This window comes from Massilia sp. ZL223 (assembly GCF_018119395.1).
In the GTDB taxonomy this organism is placed as follows: domain Bacteria; phylum Pseudomonadota; class Gammaproteobacteria; order Burkholderiales; family Burkholderiaceae_D; genus Telluria.
Genome location: NZ_JAGPWD010000005.1, coordinates 20,733 through 36,270 on the forward strand (window position 1 = coordinate 20,733; position 15,538 = coordinate 36,270).

17 protein-coding genes and 1 tRNA gene are annotated in these 15,538 nt (G+C 65.9%); 11 read left to right on the forward strand and 7 right to left on the reverse strand.

Going from position 1 to position 15,538, the window contains the following annotated elements:
* Positions 1 to 46 precede the first annotated feature (46 nt).
* The 5 genes from modC to KBW95_RS05200 all read right to left on the reverse strand — a co-directional run bounded on the left by modC (position 47) and on the right by KBW95_RS05200 (position 5,472).
* Positions 47 to 1,120 carry a molybdenum ABC transporter ATP-binding protein gene (modC, locus tag KBW95_RS05180; RefSeq protein ID WP_211527648.1) on the reverse strand — a complete coding sequence of 358 codons (1,074 nt, stop codon included), beginning with the start codon at positions 1,118 to 1,120 and terminating at the stop codon, positions 47 to 49.
* Positions 1,117 to 1,800 (reverse strand): molybdate ABC transporter permease subunit, encoded by a 684-nt coding sequence (gene modB / locus KBW95_RS05185; RefSeq protein ID WP_211527649.1) that lies wholly within the window; start codon positions 1,798 to 1,800, stop codon positions 1,117 to 1,119. The genes modC and modB overlap by 4 nt, the downstream gene beginning before the upstream one ends.
* The gene (modA, locus tag KBW95_RS05190; protein WP_211527650.1) at positions 1,800 to 2,540 is read right to left on the reverse strand and encodes a molybdate ABC transporter substrate-binding protein; all 741 of its coding nucleotides are present in this window, start codon (positions 2,538 to 2,540) and stop codon (positions 1,800 to 1,802) included. The genes modB and modA overlap by 1 nt, the downstream gene beginning before the upstream one ends.
* Positions 2,541 to 2,648: 108 nt before the next feature.
* Positions 2,649 to 4,058 (reverse strand): pitrilysin family protein, encoded by a 1,410-nt coding sequence (locus KBW95_RS05195; protein ID WP_211527651.1) that lies wholly within the window; start codon positions 4,056 to 4,058, stop codon positions 2,649 to 2,651.
* 10 nt (positions 4,059 to 4,068) lie between these two features.
* A complete protein-coding gene (locus tag KBW95_RS05200; RefSeq protein ID WP_229429563.1) occupies positions 4,069 to 5,472 on the reverse strand; it encodes a pitrilysin family protein in 1,404 nt (467 codons plus the stop codon).
* A 313-nt stretch (positions 5,473 to 5,785) separates the two neighbouring features.
* Here KBW95_RS05200 and KBW95_RS05205 point away from each other — a divergent pair, with 313 nt between their 5' ends.
* Both KBW95_RS05205 and KBW95_RS05210 read left to right on the forward strand, forming a co-directional pair.
* Positions 5,786 to 6,559: a GIN domain-containing protein gene (locus KBW95_RS05205; RefSeq protein WP_211523282.1), complete on the forward strand. Its 774-nt coding sequence runs from the start codon at positions 5,786 to 5,788 to the stop codon at positions 6,557 to 6,559.
* Positions 6,560 to 6,651: 92 nt separating this feature from the next.
* Complete coding sequence (locus KBW95_RS05210) at positions 6,652 to 7,263, forward strand: tetratricopeptide repeat protein (RefSeq protein WP_211523281.1); 612 nt, start codon at positions 6,652 to 6,654, stop codon at positions 7,261 to 7,263.
* A 30-nt stretch (positions 7,264 to 7,293) separates the two neighbouring features.
* Here KBW95_RS05210 and KBW95_RS05215 read toward each other — a convergent pair whose 3' ends face one another.
* Both KBW95_RS05215 and KBW95_RS05220 read right to left on the reverse strand, forming a co-directional pair.
* On the reverse strand, positions 7,294 to 7,635 hold the full coding sequence (locus tag KBW95_RS05215; protein WP_211527652.1) for an EF-hand domain-containing protein: 342 nt from the start codon (positions 7,633 to 7,635) through the stop codon (positions 7,294 to 7,296).
* Positions 7,632 to 9,230, reverse strand: coding sequence for a S10 family peptidase (locus KBW95_RS05220; RefSeq protein WP_211527653.1), 1,599 nt, complete (start codon positions 9,228 to 9,230; stop codon positions 7,632 to 7,634). The genes KBW95_RS05215 and KBW95_RS05220 overlap by 4 nt, the downstream gene beginning before the upstream one ends.
* Positions 9,231 to 9,269: 39 nt before the next feature.
* On the opposite strand from KBW95_RS05220, the gene KBW95_RS05225 reads away from it, so the two are divergent.
* From KBW95_RS05225 to KBW95_RS05265, 9 genes are all read left to right on the forward strand, one after another.
* Positions 9,270 to 9,692: a cyclic-phosphate processing receiver domain-containing protein gene (locus KBW95_RS05225; RefSeq protein WP_307727635.1), complete on the forward strand. Its 423-nt coding sequence runs from the start codon at positions 9,270 to 9,272 to the stop codon at positions 9,690 to 9,692.
* 221 nt (positions 9,693 to 9,913) lie between these two features.
* Positions 9,914 to 10,894 (forward strand): NAD(P)H-quinone oxidoreductase, encoded by a 981-nt coding sequence (locus KBW95_RS05230; RefSeq protein ID WP_211527654.1) that lies wholly within the window; start codon positions 9,914 to 9,916, stop codon positions 10,892 to 10,894.
* 111 nt (positions 10,895 to 11,005) lie between these two features.
* Entirely contained in the window at positions 11,006 to 11,755 is a 750-nt protein-coding gene (gene tpiA, locus KBW95_RS05235) for a triose-phosphate isomerase (protein ID WP_211523277.1), read from the forward strand.
* Positions 11,756 to 11,800: 45 nt separating this feature from the next.
* Complete coding sequence (gene secG, locus KBW95_RS05240) at positions 11,801 to 12,250, forward strand: preprotein translocase subunit SecG (RefSeq protein ID WP_211523276.1); 450 nt, start codon at positions 11,801 to 11,803, stop codon at positions 12,248 to 12,250.
* 324 nt (positions 12,251 to 12,574) lie between these two features.
* Positions 12,575 to 12,659: transfer RNA gene (locus KBW95_RS05245), tRNA-Leu, on the forward strand.
* Between the two features lie 171 nt (positions 12,660 to 12,830).
* Positions 12,831 to 13,190 (forward strand): NADH-quinone oxidoreductase subunit A, encoded by a 360-nt coding sequence (locus KBW95_RS05250; RefSeq protein WP_026354735.1) that lies wholly within the window; start codon positions 12,831 to 12,833, stop codon positions 13,188 to 13,190.
* A gap of 3 nt (positions 13,191 to 13,193) precedes the next feature.
* A complete protein-coding gene (locus KBW95_RS05255; protein WP_020654624.1) occupies positions 13,194 to 13,670 on the forward strand; it encodes an NADH-quinone oxidoreductase subunit B family protein in 477 nt (158 codons plus the stop codon).
* Between the two features lie 15 nt (positions 13,671 to 13,685).
* Positions 13,686 to 14,279 carry an NADH-quinone oxidoreductase subunit C gene (locus KBW95_RS05260; protein ID WP_211523275.1) on the forward strand — a complete coding sequence of 198 codons (594 nt, stop codon included), beginning with the start codon at positions 13,686 to 13,688 and terminating at the stop codon, positions 14,277 to 14,279.
* Positions 14,279 to 15,532, forward strand: coding sequence for an NADH-quinone oxidoreductase subunit D (locus KBW95_RS05265; protein WP_211527655.1), 1,254 nt, complete (start codon positions 14,279 to 14,281; stop codon positions 15,530 to 15,532). Before KBW95_RS05260 ends, KBW95_RS05265 begins: the two co-directional genes overlap by 1 nt.
* The last annotated feature ends 6 nt before the right edge of the window (positions 15,533 to 15,538 follow it).

The window sequence follows — 15,538 nt, forward strand, 5'->3', positions numbered from 1 at the left end:
ACCCTACACAGAATCTTGCAATTTTAACAGGGACGGCGTGAGAGGCTCACGCCAGCAGCGCGACCGCCTTCACCTGGGCCCAGACATGGGTTCCGGGGACGATGCCGAGCTCGCGCCGCGAGCGTTCGCTGATGCGCGCGAGCAGCGCGATCTCGCCGGTCTGCAGCCGCACCATCACCTGGCCCGCCGGGCCCGCGGGAGCCAGCTCGCGCACTTCGGCCGGCAGGATGTTGGCGATGCTGGTGGCGCGTGGACGCTCGAGCGCCAGGCTGACGTCGCGCGCCTGGATGCGGCAGCGCACCCGGCTGCCGGGCACGGCCTCGCGGCGGGCGGCGTAGAGCATCCCGCCGGGGAAGGACAGGCGCGCCATGCCGTCCTCGTCGTGGCCGGTGAGCACCGCGTCGACCACCACGCCCGCGTCCTCGTCGAAGGCGCCGGCCAGGTCGATGCGGGCCAGCAGTTCGCCCAGCGGGCCGCTGGCGCTCACCCGGCCGGCATCGAGCAGCACCAGGTGGTCGGCCAGGCGCGCCACCTCGTCCGCCGCGTGGCTGACGTAGACGATCGGCAGGGACAGCTCGTCGTGCAGGCGTTCCAGGTAGGGCAGGATTTCCAGCTTGCGCTTGAGGTCGAGCGCGGCCAGGGGTTCGTCCATCAGCAGCAGGCGCGGCGCGGCCAGCAGGGTGCGGGCGATGGCCACGCGCTGGCGCTCGCCGCCGGACAGGCGCGCCGGGTCCTGGCCGAGCAGGGGCAGGATGCCCAGCAGTTCGGCGACGGCGCCCAGCGAAGGCTGGCCTTCCTTGCGCCTGGCGCGCTTCTGTCCGAATTCGAGGTTGCCGCGCACGCTCAGGTGGGGGAACAGACTGGCCTCCTGGAACACATAGCCGACCGCGCGCTGCCAGGTGGGAACGAAGATTCCGCGCGCCTCGTCCTGCCAGATCTCGCCGCCCAGCGCCATATAGCCGCCCGGCGCGCGTTCAAGTCCGGCGATGGCCCGCAGCAGGGTGGTCTTGCCGGAGCCGGAATGGCCGAACAGGGCGCTCACGCCTTGCGCGGGCAGGTCCAGGTCGACGTCGAGCGCAAAGCCGCCGCGGTCGATATGAAAGCGCGCACGGATGCTCATCGGCGTACCCCGCGCATCGACTGCGGATAGAAGGTGTACAGCGCCAGCAGCACGATGAAGCTGAAGGCCAGCATGCCGCCGGCCAGCCAGTGGGCCTGGGCGTATTCCATCGCCTCGACGTGGTCGTAGATCTGGACCGAGACCACGCGCGTCTTGTCGGGGATGTTCCCGCCGATCATGAGCACCACGCCGAATTCGCCGATGGTGTGCGCGAAGCCGAGGATGGCGCCGGTCACGAAGCCGGGGCGGGCCAGCGGCAGGACCACCGACCAGAAGGTGTCCCAGGGCCCGGCGCGCAGGGTGGCCGCCACTTCCAGCGGACGCTCGCCGATGACCTCGAAGGCGTTCTGCAGCGGCTGCACCACGAAAGGCATCGAATACAGCAGCGAGGCGATCACCAGGCCGGGGAAGGTGAAGGCCAGGGTGCCAAGGCCGAGCAGGGCACTCAGGCGTCCCAGCGGCCCCTCCGGGCCCATGGCCAGCAGCAGGTAGAAACCCAGCACGGTGGGCGGCAGCACCAAGGGCAGGGCGACGATCGCGACCACCGCGTTCTTCAGGCGCGAGCGGGTGCGCGCCAGCCACCAGGCCAGCGGGGTGCCGAGCGCCAGCAGCAGGATGGTGACCAGGGAGGCGAGCTTGAGGGTCAGCCAGACGGCGGAAAAGTCAGCGGCGTCCGGCATCAGATCTCGTAGCCGAAAGAGCGGATCAGGGCTTGCGCCTTGTTGGAACGCAGGTAGTCGAGCAGGGCCTTCGCGGCCGGGTTGGCGCGTCCCTTGGCCAGCAGCACGGCGTCCTGGCGGATCGGTGCGTGCAGGTGGGCGGGCACGATCCATCCGGAGCCGGACGTGAATTGGCCGTCGCGCCAGACCTGGGACAGGGCGACGAAGCCGAGTTCCGCATTGCCGGTGCTGGCGAACTGGTAGGCCTGGGCGATGCTCTCGCCCTGCACGATGCGCGGCTGAACTGCCGCGCGCAGTCCCAGCTTGTCGAGCACCGTCATCGCGGCCGCGCCGTAGGGGGCGGTCTTGGGATTGGCGATGGCCAGGTGGCGGTAGTCCGCGCTCTTGAGGATGTCGCCGCTGCTCACCAGGCCCGCCTGCGCAGACCACAGCACCAGGCGGCCGACCGCATAGGTGTAACGGGTGCCTGCCACGGCCTGTCCCTCGGCTTCCAGCCTGGCCGGGGTCTCGTCGTCGGCGGCCAGCAGCACCTCGAAGGGCGCGCCGTTGCGGACCTGGGCGTAGAACTTGCCGGTGGCGCCGAAGGCGAGCAGGGCCTTGTGGCCGGTGTCCTTCTGGAACTGGGCGGCGATGGCCTGCATCGGCGCGGTGAAGTTCGCGGCTACCGCGACCTGGACTTCGCCGGCATGGGCGGAGAGGGCGCAAACGAGACCGGCAAGCAGGCTGGCAAGACGTTTCATGGCAAGGTGAGGGTGACGATCCAGGCGTGAGTGTATAACGGATGGGCGATTCGTGAAGGGGCAAAAAAAAGCCCCGCAGATCGTGCGGGGCCGTTCGGTCAGACCAGCTTACTTGTCGGTGACGGTGAACTCGCCGAAGGCCTTGAGCTGCTCGCCCACCGCCTTGGCGTCGCCCACCACGACGATCGACTGGTTCTCCGGCGCGAAGTACTTCTTCGACACCGCATTCACCTGTTCCGGCGTGACCTTCTGGATCAGCGGCACGTACTGGCCGAGGAACTCGGCCGGCAGGCCCACCAGCCAGTTGTTGGCCAGGGTTGTCGCCACGCCGCGCTGCAGCTGGTTGGTCAGCAGGTAGCCGCCCGCCAGGTAGCGCTTGTTCATCTCCATTTCCCTGGCCGGCACCGGCTCGGCGCCGATGCGCTTGTACTCGCTGAAGTACTCGTTCAGCGCCGCCGTGGTTACGTCGTTGCGCACTTCGGCGCCGCCCACGATTGCGCCGCCGGCGCGGTTCATGCGCGCACCGGCCGAGGCGCCGTAGGTATAGCCCTTCTCCTCGCGCAGGTTCATGTTGACGCGGCTCGAGAAGCCGCCGCCCAGGATGGTGCTGGCCAGGCGCAGCGGGATCTGGTCCTCGGCGCTGGCAGCGATGCCCGGGCTGCCCAGGCGCAGCGCCGACTGCACGCTGCCGTCGCGCTGCACCAGGATGCGGGCCGGCTTGGCGGCCACCGGCGCGCTGGCGGTTTCAGGGAGGGCTTCGCCGGAAGCCTTCCAGTCGCCGAAAGCCTTCTGCGCCAGTTTCATCGCTTCGGCTTCGCCGATGCGGCCGGTGATCACCAGCAGCGCGCGGTCCGGACGGAAGCGCTTGGCGTGCTCGGCGCGCAGCATCTCCTGGGTCACGGCGTTGATCGATTCCACGGTCGGGGTGGTGCGGCCGTAGGGATGGTCGCCGTAGACGGCGCGGTTGATGGCGCGTTCGGCGCGGAAGGCAGGCTGGGTCTCGGACACGCGCAGCGCCTGCAGCGCGTTGGCCTTGGCCAGCTGGATCTCGCTTTCCGGGAAGGACGGGGTACGCGCCACTTCGGCCAGCAGCTGCATCATGGCGCCGGCGTGCGAGGTGAGGGCGTTGGCCTGGATCACGATGCCGTCCGAGGTCGGGTTGGCGCCGACTTCGCCGCCCATGCCCTGGGCCGCTTCGGCGATGGCGCGCGAATCGCGCTTGGCGGTGCCTTCGTTGAGCATGCCGGACAGCATGGAGGCGAAGGCCGGGCGGGCCGGATTATCGGCCGCGTAGCCCGCGCCGCGGATGGCCAGCACGTAGTCCACGCGCGGCAGACCCTTGCGCGGCACGACCCAGACGGTCAGGCCGTTGGACAGGGTTTTCTTGGTGATCTTCGGCACCGGGACCGGCTTGTCGGCGCCATAGGCGGGCATGTCGGCCGGGGCGGTCGCCGGCGCTGCGAATGCGGCCGGGGCGAAGGCGAGCGAAACGGCAAATGCGAGCATCAGTTTCTTCATGATGCGCTCCTTATTTCGAAGCGCCGGCAGGCGCAGGGGTGGTCGGGGCGGCCGGCTGGCCGGCGGCGGCCATCATGGCGGCCGGCTTGCGGTCGATGACGGTGCGGTTGGCCGGCACCAGGTAGGTGCGCACCGCGCGCTGGATGTCGGCGGAGGTCACGCCTTCGATCCAGCCCGGGATCTTGTTGACCACGTTGGCGTCGCCCCACAGGGTCTGCAGCTTGGCCAGGGTGTCGGCGCGGTTGATGAAGCTTTCCAGCTTGTTGTTCCAGTCGGCGATCATGCGGGTCTTGACGCGCTTGAGGGTGGCGTCGTCCACGCCTTTCTCGGCGACCTTGGCGATTTCTTCGTCCATGGCCTTGAGCAGGGCGTCGGCGCTGCTGTTCGGCTTGTACAGCGCGAACACGGTCAGCAGGGTGGGGCCGTCGTATTCCCATGGGCTGGTGAGGCCGAACAGGGTGTCGACGTTGAGCGCGATTTCGCGGCCCTTGACCAGGCCCTGGTAGAACAGCGAGGCGTCGCCGCCGGCCAGCAGTTCGGCCAGCACGGCGATCGCGGCCTGGTCCTTGCTGCCGCGCTCAGGGACTTTCCATGCTGCGGCGATCGCCGGCACCTGGGCCAGGGCGTCGCTCTGCACCACGCGCTTCTCGACGGTGTTCAGCGGCTCGCTAAAGTCGCCCGGCTTCGGAGTGGGACGGGCCGGGATCTTGCCGAAGTATTTCTGCGCCAGCTCGAAGCCCTGCTGCGGGGTGATGTCGCCGGCGATCGCCAGCACCGCGTTGTTCGGGCCGTAGTAGTCGCGGTGGAAGGCGCGCACGTCGTCCAGGTTGGCGTTCTCGAGATCCTGGAAGCTGCCGTAGCCGTCGTGGTTGTTCTCCCACTTCTGGAACGCCTGCTGGCTGATGTCGATCCACATGAAGCCGCCGTAAGGCTGGTTCTTCACGTTGACGCGGATCTCTTCCTTGACCACGTCCTGCTGGTTCTTCAGGGTCTTCTCGTTGAAGTCCAGGGTCTTCATCCGGTCGGCTTCCAGCCACAGGATCGGCTCCAGCGCCGACACCGGCGCGGTTTCGATGTAGTTGGTGAAGTCCGGACGGGTCGAGCCATTGTTGCGGCCGCCGCCTGCGGTGATGGTGGTGTCGAACACGCCCTTCGGCGCATTCGGGGTGCCCTGGAACATCAGGTGTTCGAACAGGTGGGCGAAGCCGGTGCGGTTCTTCGGCTCCAGGCGCATGCCCACGTGGTAGACCACGGAGACGCCGACGGTCGGCGAAGTGCGGTCTTCCGAGACGATGACGGTCAGGCCGTTATCGAGTTTCTTGACGTTGACCGGAAGGGTCCACTGGTCTTTCGGTGCGGCGGCTGCCGACAGCGAAAGGGTGAGCCCGGCCAGCAAAACAGGTAATTGGCGCATGCGCATTGGTGACCTCGAATAGGAACTCTGGGAAGTGAGCTGTTGACGGCCGTTTTGCGGACCATCAGGCTCCGCATCTTAGCGCAATGTCATGTCAACAAGTAATGTTTTTATAGCATATGCATGTGAGATTATTCCGTTCATCCATAGTGCATCCGTCTCCGCCATGCGCGCCCTGTTCCGCGTTTTATGCAGTTCGTCGCAAGCCGCTGCGCAGCGGCCTGGTCCCGCGATATAGTTGCAACATGCTAAGGTATGATGCCGGGCAGGCCACGAGCGGCCCAGGCAAGAACGAGACGAGAAAGGACGCTGGATGAATCACCTGATCAAGCTGGGCGTGGCGCTGGCCAGCCTGTGCGCCACATTCGGGATCGCGCATGCCGCGCCGGAGGTGGTCACGGAAATGCGCCCGGTCGATGCGCGCGTGGTGCGCGTCAAGCTCGACGGCGTGGTCGACATGAAGATCCGCCAGGGCAGCAACGCCACCCTGGTGCTCACCGGCGATCCGCGCCTGCTGGGCAAGACCACCACCTTGCAGAGCGGCGATACGCTCAACATCGACACCGAGACCCGTGGCGTCGGCCTGAACATCGGACGCGGTTCCGGCCTGCGCGCGGAGCTGGTGCTGCCGAGCCTGCGCGAAGTGTCGTCCGAAAGCGTCGGCTCCACCGAGGTGAGCGGGTTCTCCGGCGACGAACTCGAGCTGACGCTCGATGGGGCCGGCTCGATGAATGTATCATCGAACTACCGCGTGGTGACGGCCAACCTGGGCGGTGTCGGCAGCATGCGCGTGCACGGCATCAACAGCGAGAGCATCGACCTGAACCTGCACGGCGCCGGCTTCGTGACCCTGTCGGGCCGCAGCAAGAGCCTCAAGGCCGAGCTCGGTGGACTGGGCGGCCTCGATGCCCAGCAGTGTACGGCCGAGAACGTCACGCTGGACCTGTCCGGCCTGGGCAATGCGACCGTGACCGCCAACCACAACGCCAAGCTGACCCTGTCGGGGATGGGCTCGGTGACGGTGTACGGCAAGCCGCAGAACCGCAAGGTCGAGGTCGAAGGGCTGGGCAAGGTCAGCTGGAAGTAGTAAAAAACAAGAACAAGAAAACAAGAACAAAACAACGGGAGTCCTGAACAAGGACCAAGGATACGCAGAGATCCCGATTCCATGCACGAGACATGAAAAAACACATCGTAGCGTTCGCAGTCGCGTTCGGCCTGCACCTCAGTGCCCAGGCCGGCTTCGCGGAAGGCGCGAGCGCCTATAACGCCCGCAACTACGCGCTGGCGCTGAAGGAGATCAGTCCGCTTGCCAGGGCCGGCAACGCGGACGCCCAGCATTTGCTGGGCCTGATGTATTACATGGGCCGCGGCGTCACGCGCGATTACAAGCAAGCCTTTTCCTGGCATCACAAAGCAGCGCTGCAGGGCAAGGCCGACGCGCAGTACGTGGTGGGGGCGATGTACTACACCGGCAACTCGGTGCCGCAGGACCAGAAGCATGCGGTGACCTGGTTCCGCCGGGCGGCGGAGCAGGGACATGCCGAGGCCCAGCACGCGCTGGGGCTCATGTACCGCTATCACCAGGCCGGGATGCCGCAGGACATGGTGCTGGCCTACATGCTGTGGAACCTGGCGGCGGCCGGCGGCAACCGCAATGCGGTCGACCAGCGCGCGGCGATCTCGCGCCAGATGACCCAGGAACAGATCGAGGAAGCCCAGGCGCTGTCGCGTACCTGGCGGCCGGGGACGCCGCTGCCGACGGCCTCGCGGACGGGAGTCGGGTCCTGAGAATCGCAGCCGGCGGTTCCGGCCGGCATCCTAGCGCCGGTCGGCTTTCGCCCGCTCCAGGTAGGCGCGCAGCTCGTCGAAGGTGACGGCGCCGCGGCGCCTGGTGTCGATGGCGTCGAAATGGCTGGCGACGAAACCGAAGCTTTTCGCCTCTTCGGCAGTCAGGCTGCCGTTGCCGTCATGGTCGGCCGCCTTGAACTGAGCCTTCAGCTTGGCCAGCGCCTGCGCGCGCAGCTCGGCGCCCGCCGCCGGCGATTCGGCCGGCCGGACCCGCAGTGCCGGCGGGACCTGGGCGTCGTTGCCCAGCGGCGCCTGCGCGGCAGCGGCCCCCGCCGCACTCGCAAGCAGGATAAAAAGGTGCATGGTCTTCATGGTGCCACCGATACGCTGTTGTAGAAGGCGCGCAAGTCGGCCTTCTGGAGGCGGCGCACGCTGTCGTCGAGATAGCTCATGTGCCCGCTGTTGTAGTTGCGAATCTGAATGCCGGCGCCGGCGCCCAGCCGCGCCAAGTCCAGCTCGGTCTGGTAAAACGGCGTCGCAAGATCATGATAGCCGCTCATGGCGATCACTTTCAATGCGGGATTGAGGGTCATGGCCGCGGCCAGGTCCGGTATCGTATCCGGCAGCGGCTTGCCGTCGTGCGTGAAGCTCCAGAGGTTGAGGACATTGTTGGAGCTGAGGTAGGGCGTCGTCGCCGTATAGCGCAGTTCGTCCTTGAGATAGGTGCTGATCGTGCTGACGAAAGCGTTGCCCACCAGGTTGATCGAGGGGTCGCCGTTTCCCAGCGCGCTGCCGACGGGCGCCTTCACCCGCGCGTCGTAGCGTCCGATCACCTGGCCCGGCAGCAGGCGCGCGCGGTAGGCGCCCGGCGCCATCGACAGATCCTGGCGCCAGCTTAGCGCCGGCACCCCGGTATAGGCGGCCAGCTGGGTCACGGTGGCGTCGCTCGGCGGCGTGCCGCTGGCGAGGAAGGCGCCGACCTCGCTGCGGTAGGCGCCTGCGGCGAAGTCGCGCACCTGCTGCAGCACCGACGAGAAGTCGGTCGGCAGGCTGCCGTTCTGGTGGTAGGCGGACACGGCCGCATAGCTCGGGAGATAGCCTTCGCAGCTGAGCTGGCCCGGGTCGAACACGCCGCAGTTCGAGTTGTAGTTCATGGCGGCCGACTGCAGCATCACGCCGGCCACGCGCACGCCGGCGCTCTCGAGCAGGTTGGACAGCACCGCCGTGCGCGGCGCGCCGTAGGATTCGCCGAACAGGTAGACCGGCGACGCTTGCCGGTTGTTGGCGGCGAGGTAGCGGCGCACGAAGTCGCGGAAGGCCGCCGCGTCCTGGTCCACGCCCCAGAACTGGGCGTTGGTGCGCGGCGAGATCGCCTGCGAGTAGCCGGTGCCGATGGCGTCGACGAAGACCAGGTCGGAATGGTCCAGCAGGGTTTCCTGGTTGTCGACCAGCTGAGGCGGAGCAGGGGGAGGCTCGGTGGACGGGAAGCCGGTCGCCAGCCTGCGCGGCCCGAAGGCGCCGAGGTGCAGCCAGATCGAGGCCGAACCCGGGCCGCCGTTGTAGAAGAAGGTGAGCGGGCGCTGCGCCGCCGGCTGGGCGCCGGCGGTGTAGGCGACATAAAAGAAGGATGCTGCCGGCTGTCCGGTGGCGAGGTCGGTGGCTGTCAGGTGCCCGGTGGTGGCGGTGTAGTCGAGCGGGCGGTCGTCGAGAGTGATGCGGGCCGCGACCGTGGCGGCGCGCTCTTCCGCAGCTGTCAGCGACGCCGTTGCCGCGCCAGAGTAGACCACCGGATCGGCGTAGCTGCCGGGCAGCGTCGCGACCGGTGGCGGCTGAGGCGCCGGGGCAGCCGCCGGGGCGCTGTCGCCACCCCCGCCGCACGCGGCCAGGGTGGCCGCGAGCAGGGCGCTGGCCAGGCTGGATAGGGAGCCGGCGCGGCGCGGCGCTTGCGCGGAAGGGGGAGTGGCCATGATCGTCCTCGAGGGAAACTGGCGGGCATGATGTCAATTATGCACCTGATGAGAAAGAACTCAACAGTAATTACAACGATGCAGGTTCGTGTCCGGGTCGATGTTCAAGATGGGCATCCGATCACGTGGAGAAGCTGGCTGCGGCAGTGTATGGATGAAAAGGCAAACATGGCGGTGTTTCTGGACGACGAGCGCGTAACCCCGGAAGGCTGGGTCCGTACCTACTGGCCCGACGAGGTCATTGCCCTGCTCAAGACCGGACAAGTGACCGAGCTGTCGCTCGACCACGATCTGGGTGACGACGAGCGCGGTACGGGCTATACGGTGCTGTTATGGCTGGAGGAGCAGGTAGTCACTGTCGGCATGGCGCCGCCGGCAATCAGCGTGCACTCAGCGAATGCGTCGGCAAGATTGAAAATGGAAGCAGCGATCGCGTCGATCAAGCGGCATGCGAGAGAGTGAAGTGCTCGCGGCGCGGGTCATGTGTCGAGCTGGTGTCAAAGCTCAAGCCGACGCATGGCAAGAACCTGTTTGCCGCTTGTCAAGGGGGTGAGCAGCCGCTTCTCCCCGGATGACGTGAAGTGCACCATTAGTGTTGCTGTTAAGGCAAGCCAAGCGGGTTCCCGGCGACGCCCACGCCCCGCGTGCCGTACAATTGCGCTTTTTTCAATATGGAGCCGTCCATGCGCGCCATCGAAATCACGCAGCCCGGCAAGCCGGAGGTCCTCCAACTGTGCGAGCGTCCGCTGCCGCAGCTGAAGGAAGGCGAAGTCCTGATCAAAGTGCATGCGGCCGGCATCAACCGGCCCGACGTGCTGCAGCGCCTCGGCCACTATCCGGTGCCGCCCGGCGCATCAAGCCTGCCGGGCCTGGAAGTGGCGGGCGAGATCGTCGACGGCGAACTCGGCGCCAGCGGCTTCAGGAAAGGCGACATGGTCTGTGCCCTGGTGCAGGGCGGCGGCTATGCCGAATTCTGCGCCGCGCCGCTGGAACAGTGCCTGCCGCTGCCGCCCGGCCTCACGCCGCTGGAGGCCGCCACGCTGCCGGAAACATTCTTTACCGTCTGGAGCAATGTGTTCGACCGCGCCCGCCTGGTCGAGGGCGAGACCCTGCTGGTGCAGGGCGGCAGCTCGGGCATCGGCGTGACCGCGATCCAGCTGGCCAGGGCCCTCGGCCACCGCGTGTTCGCCACCGCGGGTTCCGACGACAAGTGCCGCGCCTGCGAGGAGCTCGGCGCCGAACGCGCCATCAATTACAAGACCGAAGATTTCACGGCCGTTGTCAAGGAACTCACGGCTGGGCGCGGTGTCGATGTGATACTGGACATGGTGGCCGGCGACTACGTGGCCCGTGAAATCAATTGCCTGGCCGACGATGGCCGCCTGGTCGTGATCGCGCTGCTGGGCGGCGCCAAGGCCAGCCTGGACATGGGCCAGGTGCTGCGCCGCCGCTTGACCATCACCGGCTCGACCCTGCGTCCGCGCCCGGTGGCCTTCAAGGCGGCCATCGCGCGCCAGCTGCGCGAGCGGGTCTGGCCGCTGTTCGGCGAAGGCAAGCTGAAGCCGGTGATCTACCGCAGCTTCCCGCTGGAACAGGCGGCCGAGGCGCATGCGCTGATGGAGTCCAGCACCCACGTCGGCAAGATCGTATTGCAAGTGTTGTAAGCCAGCACTTGTATGGGAAGGCGGCGCAGGGCAGGGGCTATCAGCTCAGCCATTGTTTGACCGCCACATTTTCGACCGCTAAAATAGCGGGTTATTTGACCGTGGGGTACTATGCGTCCCAAACTCGTTGTAGGCAACTGGAAGATGAACGGCAGCCGCGAAGCCAACACCGCGCTGCTTACCGGTATTCTCGAAGGCCTTGATGGCAAGGCCGCCGCGTGCGCGGTCTGTGTTCCCTCGCCCTATCTGTTCCAGTGCGAACAACTGCTCCAGGGTAGCAAGCTGGCCTGGGGCGCCCAGGATGTCTCGGCCCAGCCGTCCGGCGCCTTCACGGGCGAAGTGGCGGCCTCGATGCTGCTCGATTTCCATTGCCGTTACGTGATCGTCGGCCACTCGGAGCGCCGCGCCTACCACGGCGAGTCGAACGGGCTGGTGGCGCGCAAGGCCCAGGCGGCCCTGGCTGCCGGCCTGACCCCGATCGTCTGCGTCGGCGAAACCCTGGCCGAGCGCGAAGCAGGGCAGACCGCCTCCGTGGTCGGCGCCCAGCTCGACGCCGTGCTGGAACTGCTGGGCAAGGATGCGGTCGCCAGGATCGTCGTCGCCTACGAGCCGGTCTGGGCGATCGGCACCGGCAAGACCGCCACGCCGGAGATGGCGCAGGAAGTGCATGCGCAATTGCGCGCCCAGCTGCGTGCCTGCAACGCCGGCGCGGCCGACAGCGTCGCCATCCTTTACGGCGGCAGCATGAAGCCGGACAATGCAGCCGACCTGATGGCGCAGCCGGACATCGACGGCGGCCTGATCGGCGGCGCGGCCCTGAAGGCGGCGGACTTCCTGGCGATCATCCGCGCAGCCAGCTGAAGAATTTATACACGTAGTTAAACTTTGCCTTGAAATGGAATTGCAATGAACACCTTGTTCAATCTGATTATTGTCGTGCAGGTCATCTCGGCCCTGGCCATCATCGGCCTGGTGCTGGTCCAGCACGGTAAGGGCGCCGACATGGGCGCGGCCTTCGGCTCGGGCGCCTCGGGCAGCCTGTTCGGCGCATCGGGCTCGTCGAACTTCCTGTCGAAGTCGACCGCGGTGGCCGCTGCGGTCTTTTTCGCCTCGACCCTGGCGCTGGCCTATGCCGGCAACAACCGCACCAGCACCGAAGACGAAGGCGTGATGGGCCGCGTGACCGTGCCGTCGACCCAGGCCCCGGCCACCGGCGTGCCGGCCAACGCGGGCGCCAATGTGCCGGCCACCGCTCCGGCTCCGGCTGCCCCGGCTCCGGCCGCGGACGTGCCGACCCTGCCGGCCGCTCCGGCAAACCAGGCTGCCCCGGCGGCTCCGGCTCCGGCAGGCAAGTAATACCCCAAGGGTTGGCGGTGCTGCCGTCAGCCCTGTTGGCAAGACAGCATCGCGCCTTCGTCGTGACCCGGCATTGGCCTGATGAATGAAGAGGTGCCGTGCGCACCTGTTCGCAAATAGCTGTAGAATGCGGCCTCGCAGGCGACCCTGCCCGCGGCGAGCTTCGCGACAATGATGGCCGGTACCGGCCCTCGACAGTGATGGACCCTGGTGCTCCTCCTCCAGAACCTCCTCCTAAAGTTGAGAAATTGCGAAATATCCTTGTAGTAGCGCAATTTGTGCATTGAAAAAAAGTAGTAAGGCAGGGTAAAATACTGGTCTCCAGCCGACGTGGTGAAATTGGTAGACACGCTATCTTGAGGGGGTAGTGGCGCAAGCTGTGCGAGTTCGAGTCTCGCCGTCGGCACCAAGATAAAGAAGAGCCAGCTAGGGCGATGAGCAACCGCTCTCCTGCCTGAGCTGGCTTTTTTGCGAGGATCAGTCGTACGGTCCTGGTGGCAACCCTCATGCCAGGTTCGCGCGACTCGGCGCTGCATCCCCCGCAGTGTGTCTTTAACCGATCGTTCAAATAGGCTTCATCGTGAACCTCGAAAATTATTTCCCCGTTCTTCTCTTTATTCTGATTGGCGTCGGCGTCGGTGTCGCCCCGCAGGTGCTCGGCCGCCTGCTCGGTCCGCACCGCCCGGATGCCGCCAAGCTGTCCCCGTATGAATGCGGCTTCGAAGCCTTCGAAGACGCGCGCATGAAGTTCGACGTCCGGTACTACCTGGTCGCGATCCTGTTTATTTTGTTTGATCTGGAAACGGCATTCTTCTTCCCATGGGGCGTCTCGATGCGCGAACTGGGCTGGACTGGCTTCGTCACGATGATGGTGTTCATCGCCGAATTCGTCGTCGGTTTCTGGTACATCTGGAAGAAAGGTGCCCTTGATTGGGAATAAGCCATGGCAATTGAAGGCGTATTAAACGAAGGTTTCATTACCACCACAGCCGATAAGCTGATCAACTGGGCGCGCACGGGATCGATGTTCCCGATGACGTTCGGTCTGGCATGCTGCGCGGTCGAGATGATGCATGTGGGCGCCGCCCGCTACGATCTCGACCGTTTTGGCATTGTGTTCCGCCCATCGCCGCGCCAGTCGGACGTCATGATCGTCGCCGGCACGCTGTGCAACAAGATGGCTCCCGCACTGCGCAAGGTCTACGACCAGATGGCCGAGCCGCGCTGGGTCATTTCGATGGGCTCCTGCGCCAACGGCGGCGGCTACTACCACTATTCGTACTCGGTGGTGCGCGGCTGCGACCGCATCGTTCCCGTCGACGTCTACGTGCCGGGCTGCCCGCCGACCGCGGAAGCGCTCCTGTACGGCATCATGCAGCTGCAGAACAAGATCAAGCGCACCAATACCATCGCGCGCTAAAAACAGCGATTTACCATGACGACTAAACTCGAAACCCTTGAACTCGCCCTGAAAAATGCACTGGGCGAGGGCGCAGCAATCAGCTCGGCGCTGGGTGAAGTGACCGTGGTGGTCAAGGCCGCCGACTACCTGCAAGCCATGCAGACGCTGCGCGACGACCCGAGCCTGCGCTTCGAAGAACTGATCGACCTGTGCGGCGTCGACTACTCGCAATATGGCGAGGGCACCTGGGACGGCCTGCGCTTCGCGGTCGTGACCCACCTGCTCTCGATCGAGCACAACTGGCGCGTGCGCGTGCGCGTGTTCTGCCCGGACGACGACATGCCGCTGGTCGAATCGGTGACCGGCATCTGGCGTGCGGCGAACTGGTACGAGCGCGAAGCGTTCGACCTGTACGGCATCCTGTTCGACGGCCACGGCGACCTGCGCCGCATCCTGACCGACTATGGCTTCATCGGCCACCCGTTCCGCAAGGACTTCCCGATCTCGGGCTATGTCGAGATGCGCTACGACCCTGAACAGAAACGCGTGATCTACCAACCCGTGACGATCGAGCCGCGCGAGAACATCCCGCGCGTGATCCGCGAAGAAACCTACGGGACGAAATAATGGCTGAGCTTAAGAATTACACCCTGAACTTTGGTCCGCAGCACCCGGCAGCGCACGGCGTGCTGCGCCTGGTGCTGGAACTCGACGGCGAAGTGATCCAGCGCGCCGACCCGCACATCGGCCTGCTGCACCGCGCGACCGAGAAGCTGGCCGAGACCCGCACCTACCTGCAGTCGGTCCCGTACATGGACCGCCTGGACTACGTCTCGATGATGTGCAACGAGCACGGCTACGTGCTGGCAGTGGAAAAGCTGCTGGGCATCGAAGCGCCGGTGCGCGCGCAGTACATCCGCGTGATGTTCGACGAAATCACCCGTATCCTGAACCACCTGATGTGGCTGGGCGCGCACGCGCTGGACATCGGCGCCATGGGTCCCTTCCTGTACGCCTTCCGCGACCGCGAAGACCTGTTCGACGTCTATGAAGCCGTGTCGGGCGCGCGCATGCACGCGGCCTACTACCGCCCGGGCGGCGTCTACCGCGACCTGCCGGACGCCATGCCGCAGCACCGCGAATCGCCGATCCGCTCGAAGAAGGCCATCGACGACCTGAACCGCGACCGCCAGGGCTCGGTGCTGGACTTCATCGACGCGTTCACGAAACGTTTTGATGGCTATGTCGACGAATACGAGACCCTGCTGACCGATAACCGTATCTGGAAGCAGCGTACCGTGGGCATCGGCGTGGTCTCGCCGGAAGACGCGAAAGCCATGGGCTTCACCGGCGCCATGCTGCGCGGCTCGGGCATCGCCTGGGACCTGCGCAAGCAGCAGCCGTACGCGGTCTACGACAAGATGGACTTCGACATCCCGGTCGGCACCAACGGCGACTCCTACGACCGCTACCTGGTGCGTATCGAAGAGATGCGCCAGTCGAACCGCATCATCAAGCAGTGCGTGAAGTGGCTGGCCGTGAATCCGGGCCCGGTCATGATCGACAACAACAAGATCGCGCCGCCGAACCGCATGGACATGAAGTCCAACATGGAATCGCTGATCCACCACTTCAAGCTGTTCACCGAAGGCTTCCACGTGCCGGAAGGCGAGGCGTATGCGGCGGTCGAGCACCCGAAGGGCGAGTTCGGCATCTACATCGTGTCCGACGGCGCCAACAAGCCTTACCGCCTGAAGATCCGTACCCCGGACTATGCCCACCTGCAGAGCCTGGACGAAATGGCGCGCGGCCACATGATCGCGGACGCCGTCACCATCATCGGCACGCAGGACATCGTGTTCGGCAGTATCGACCGATAAGAAGGA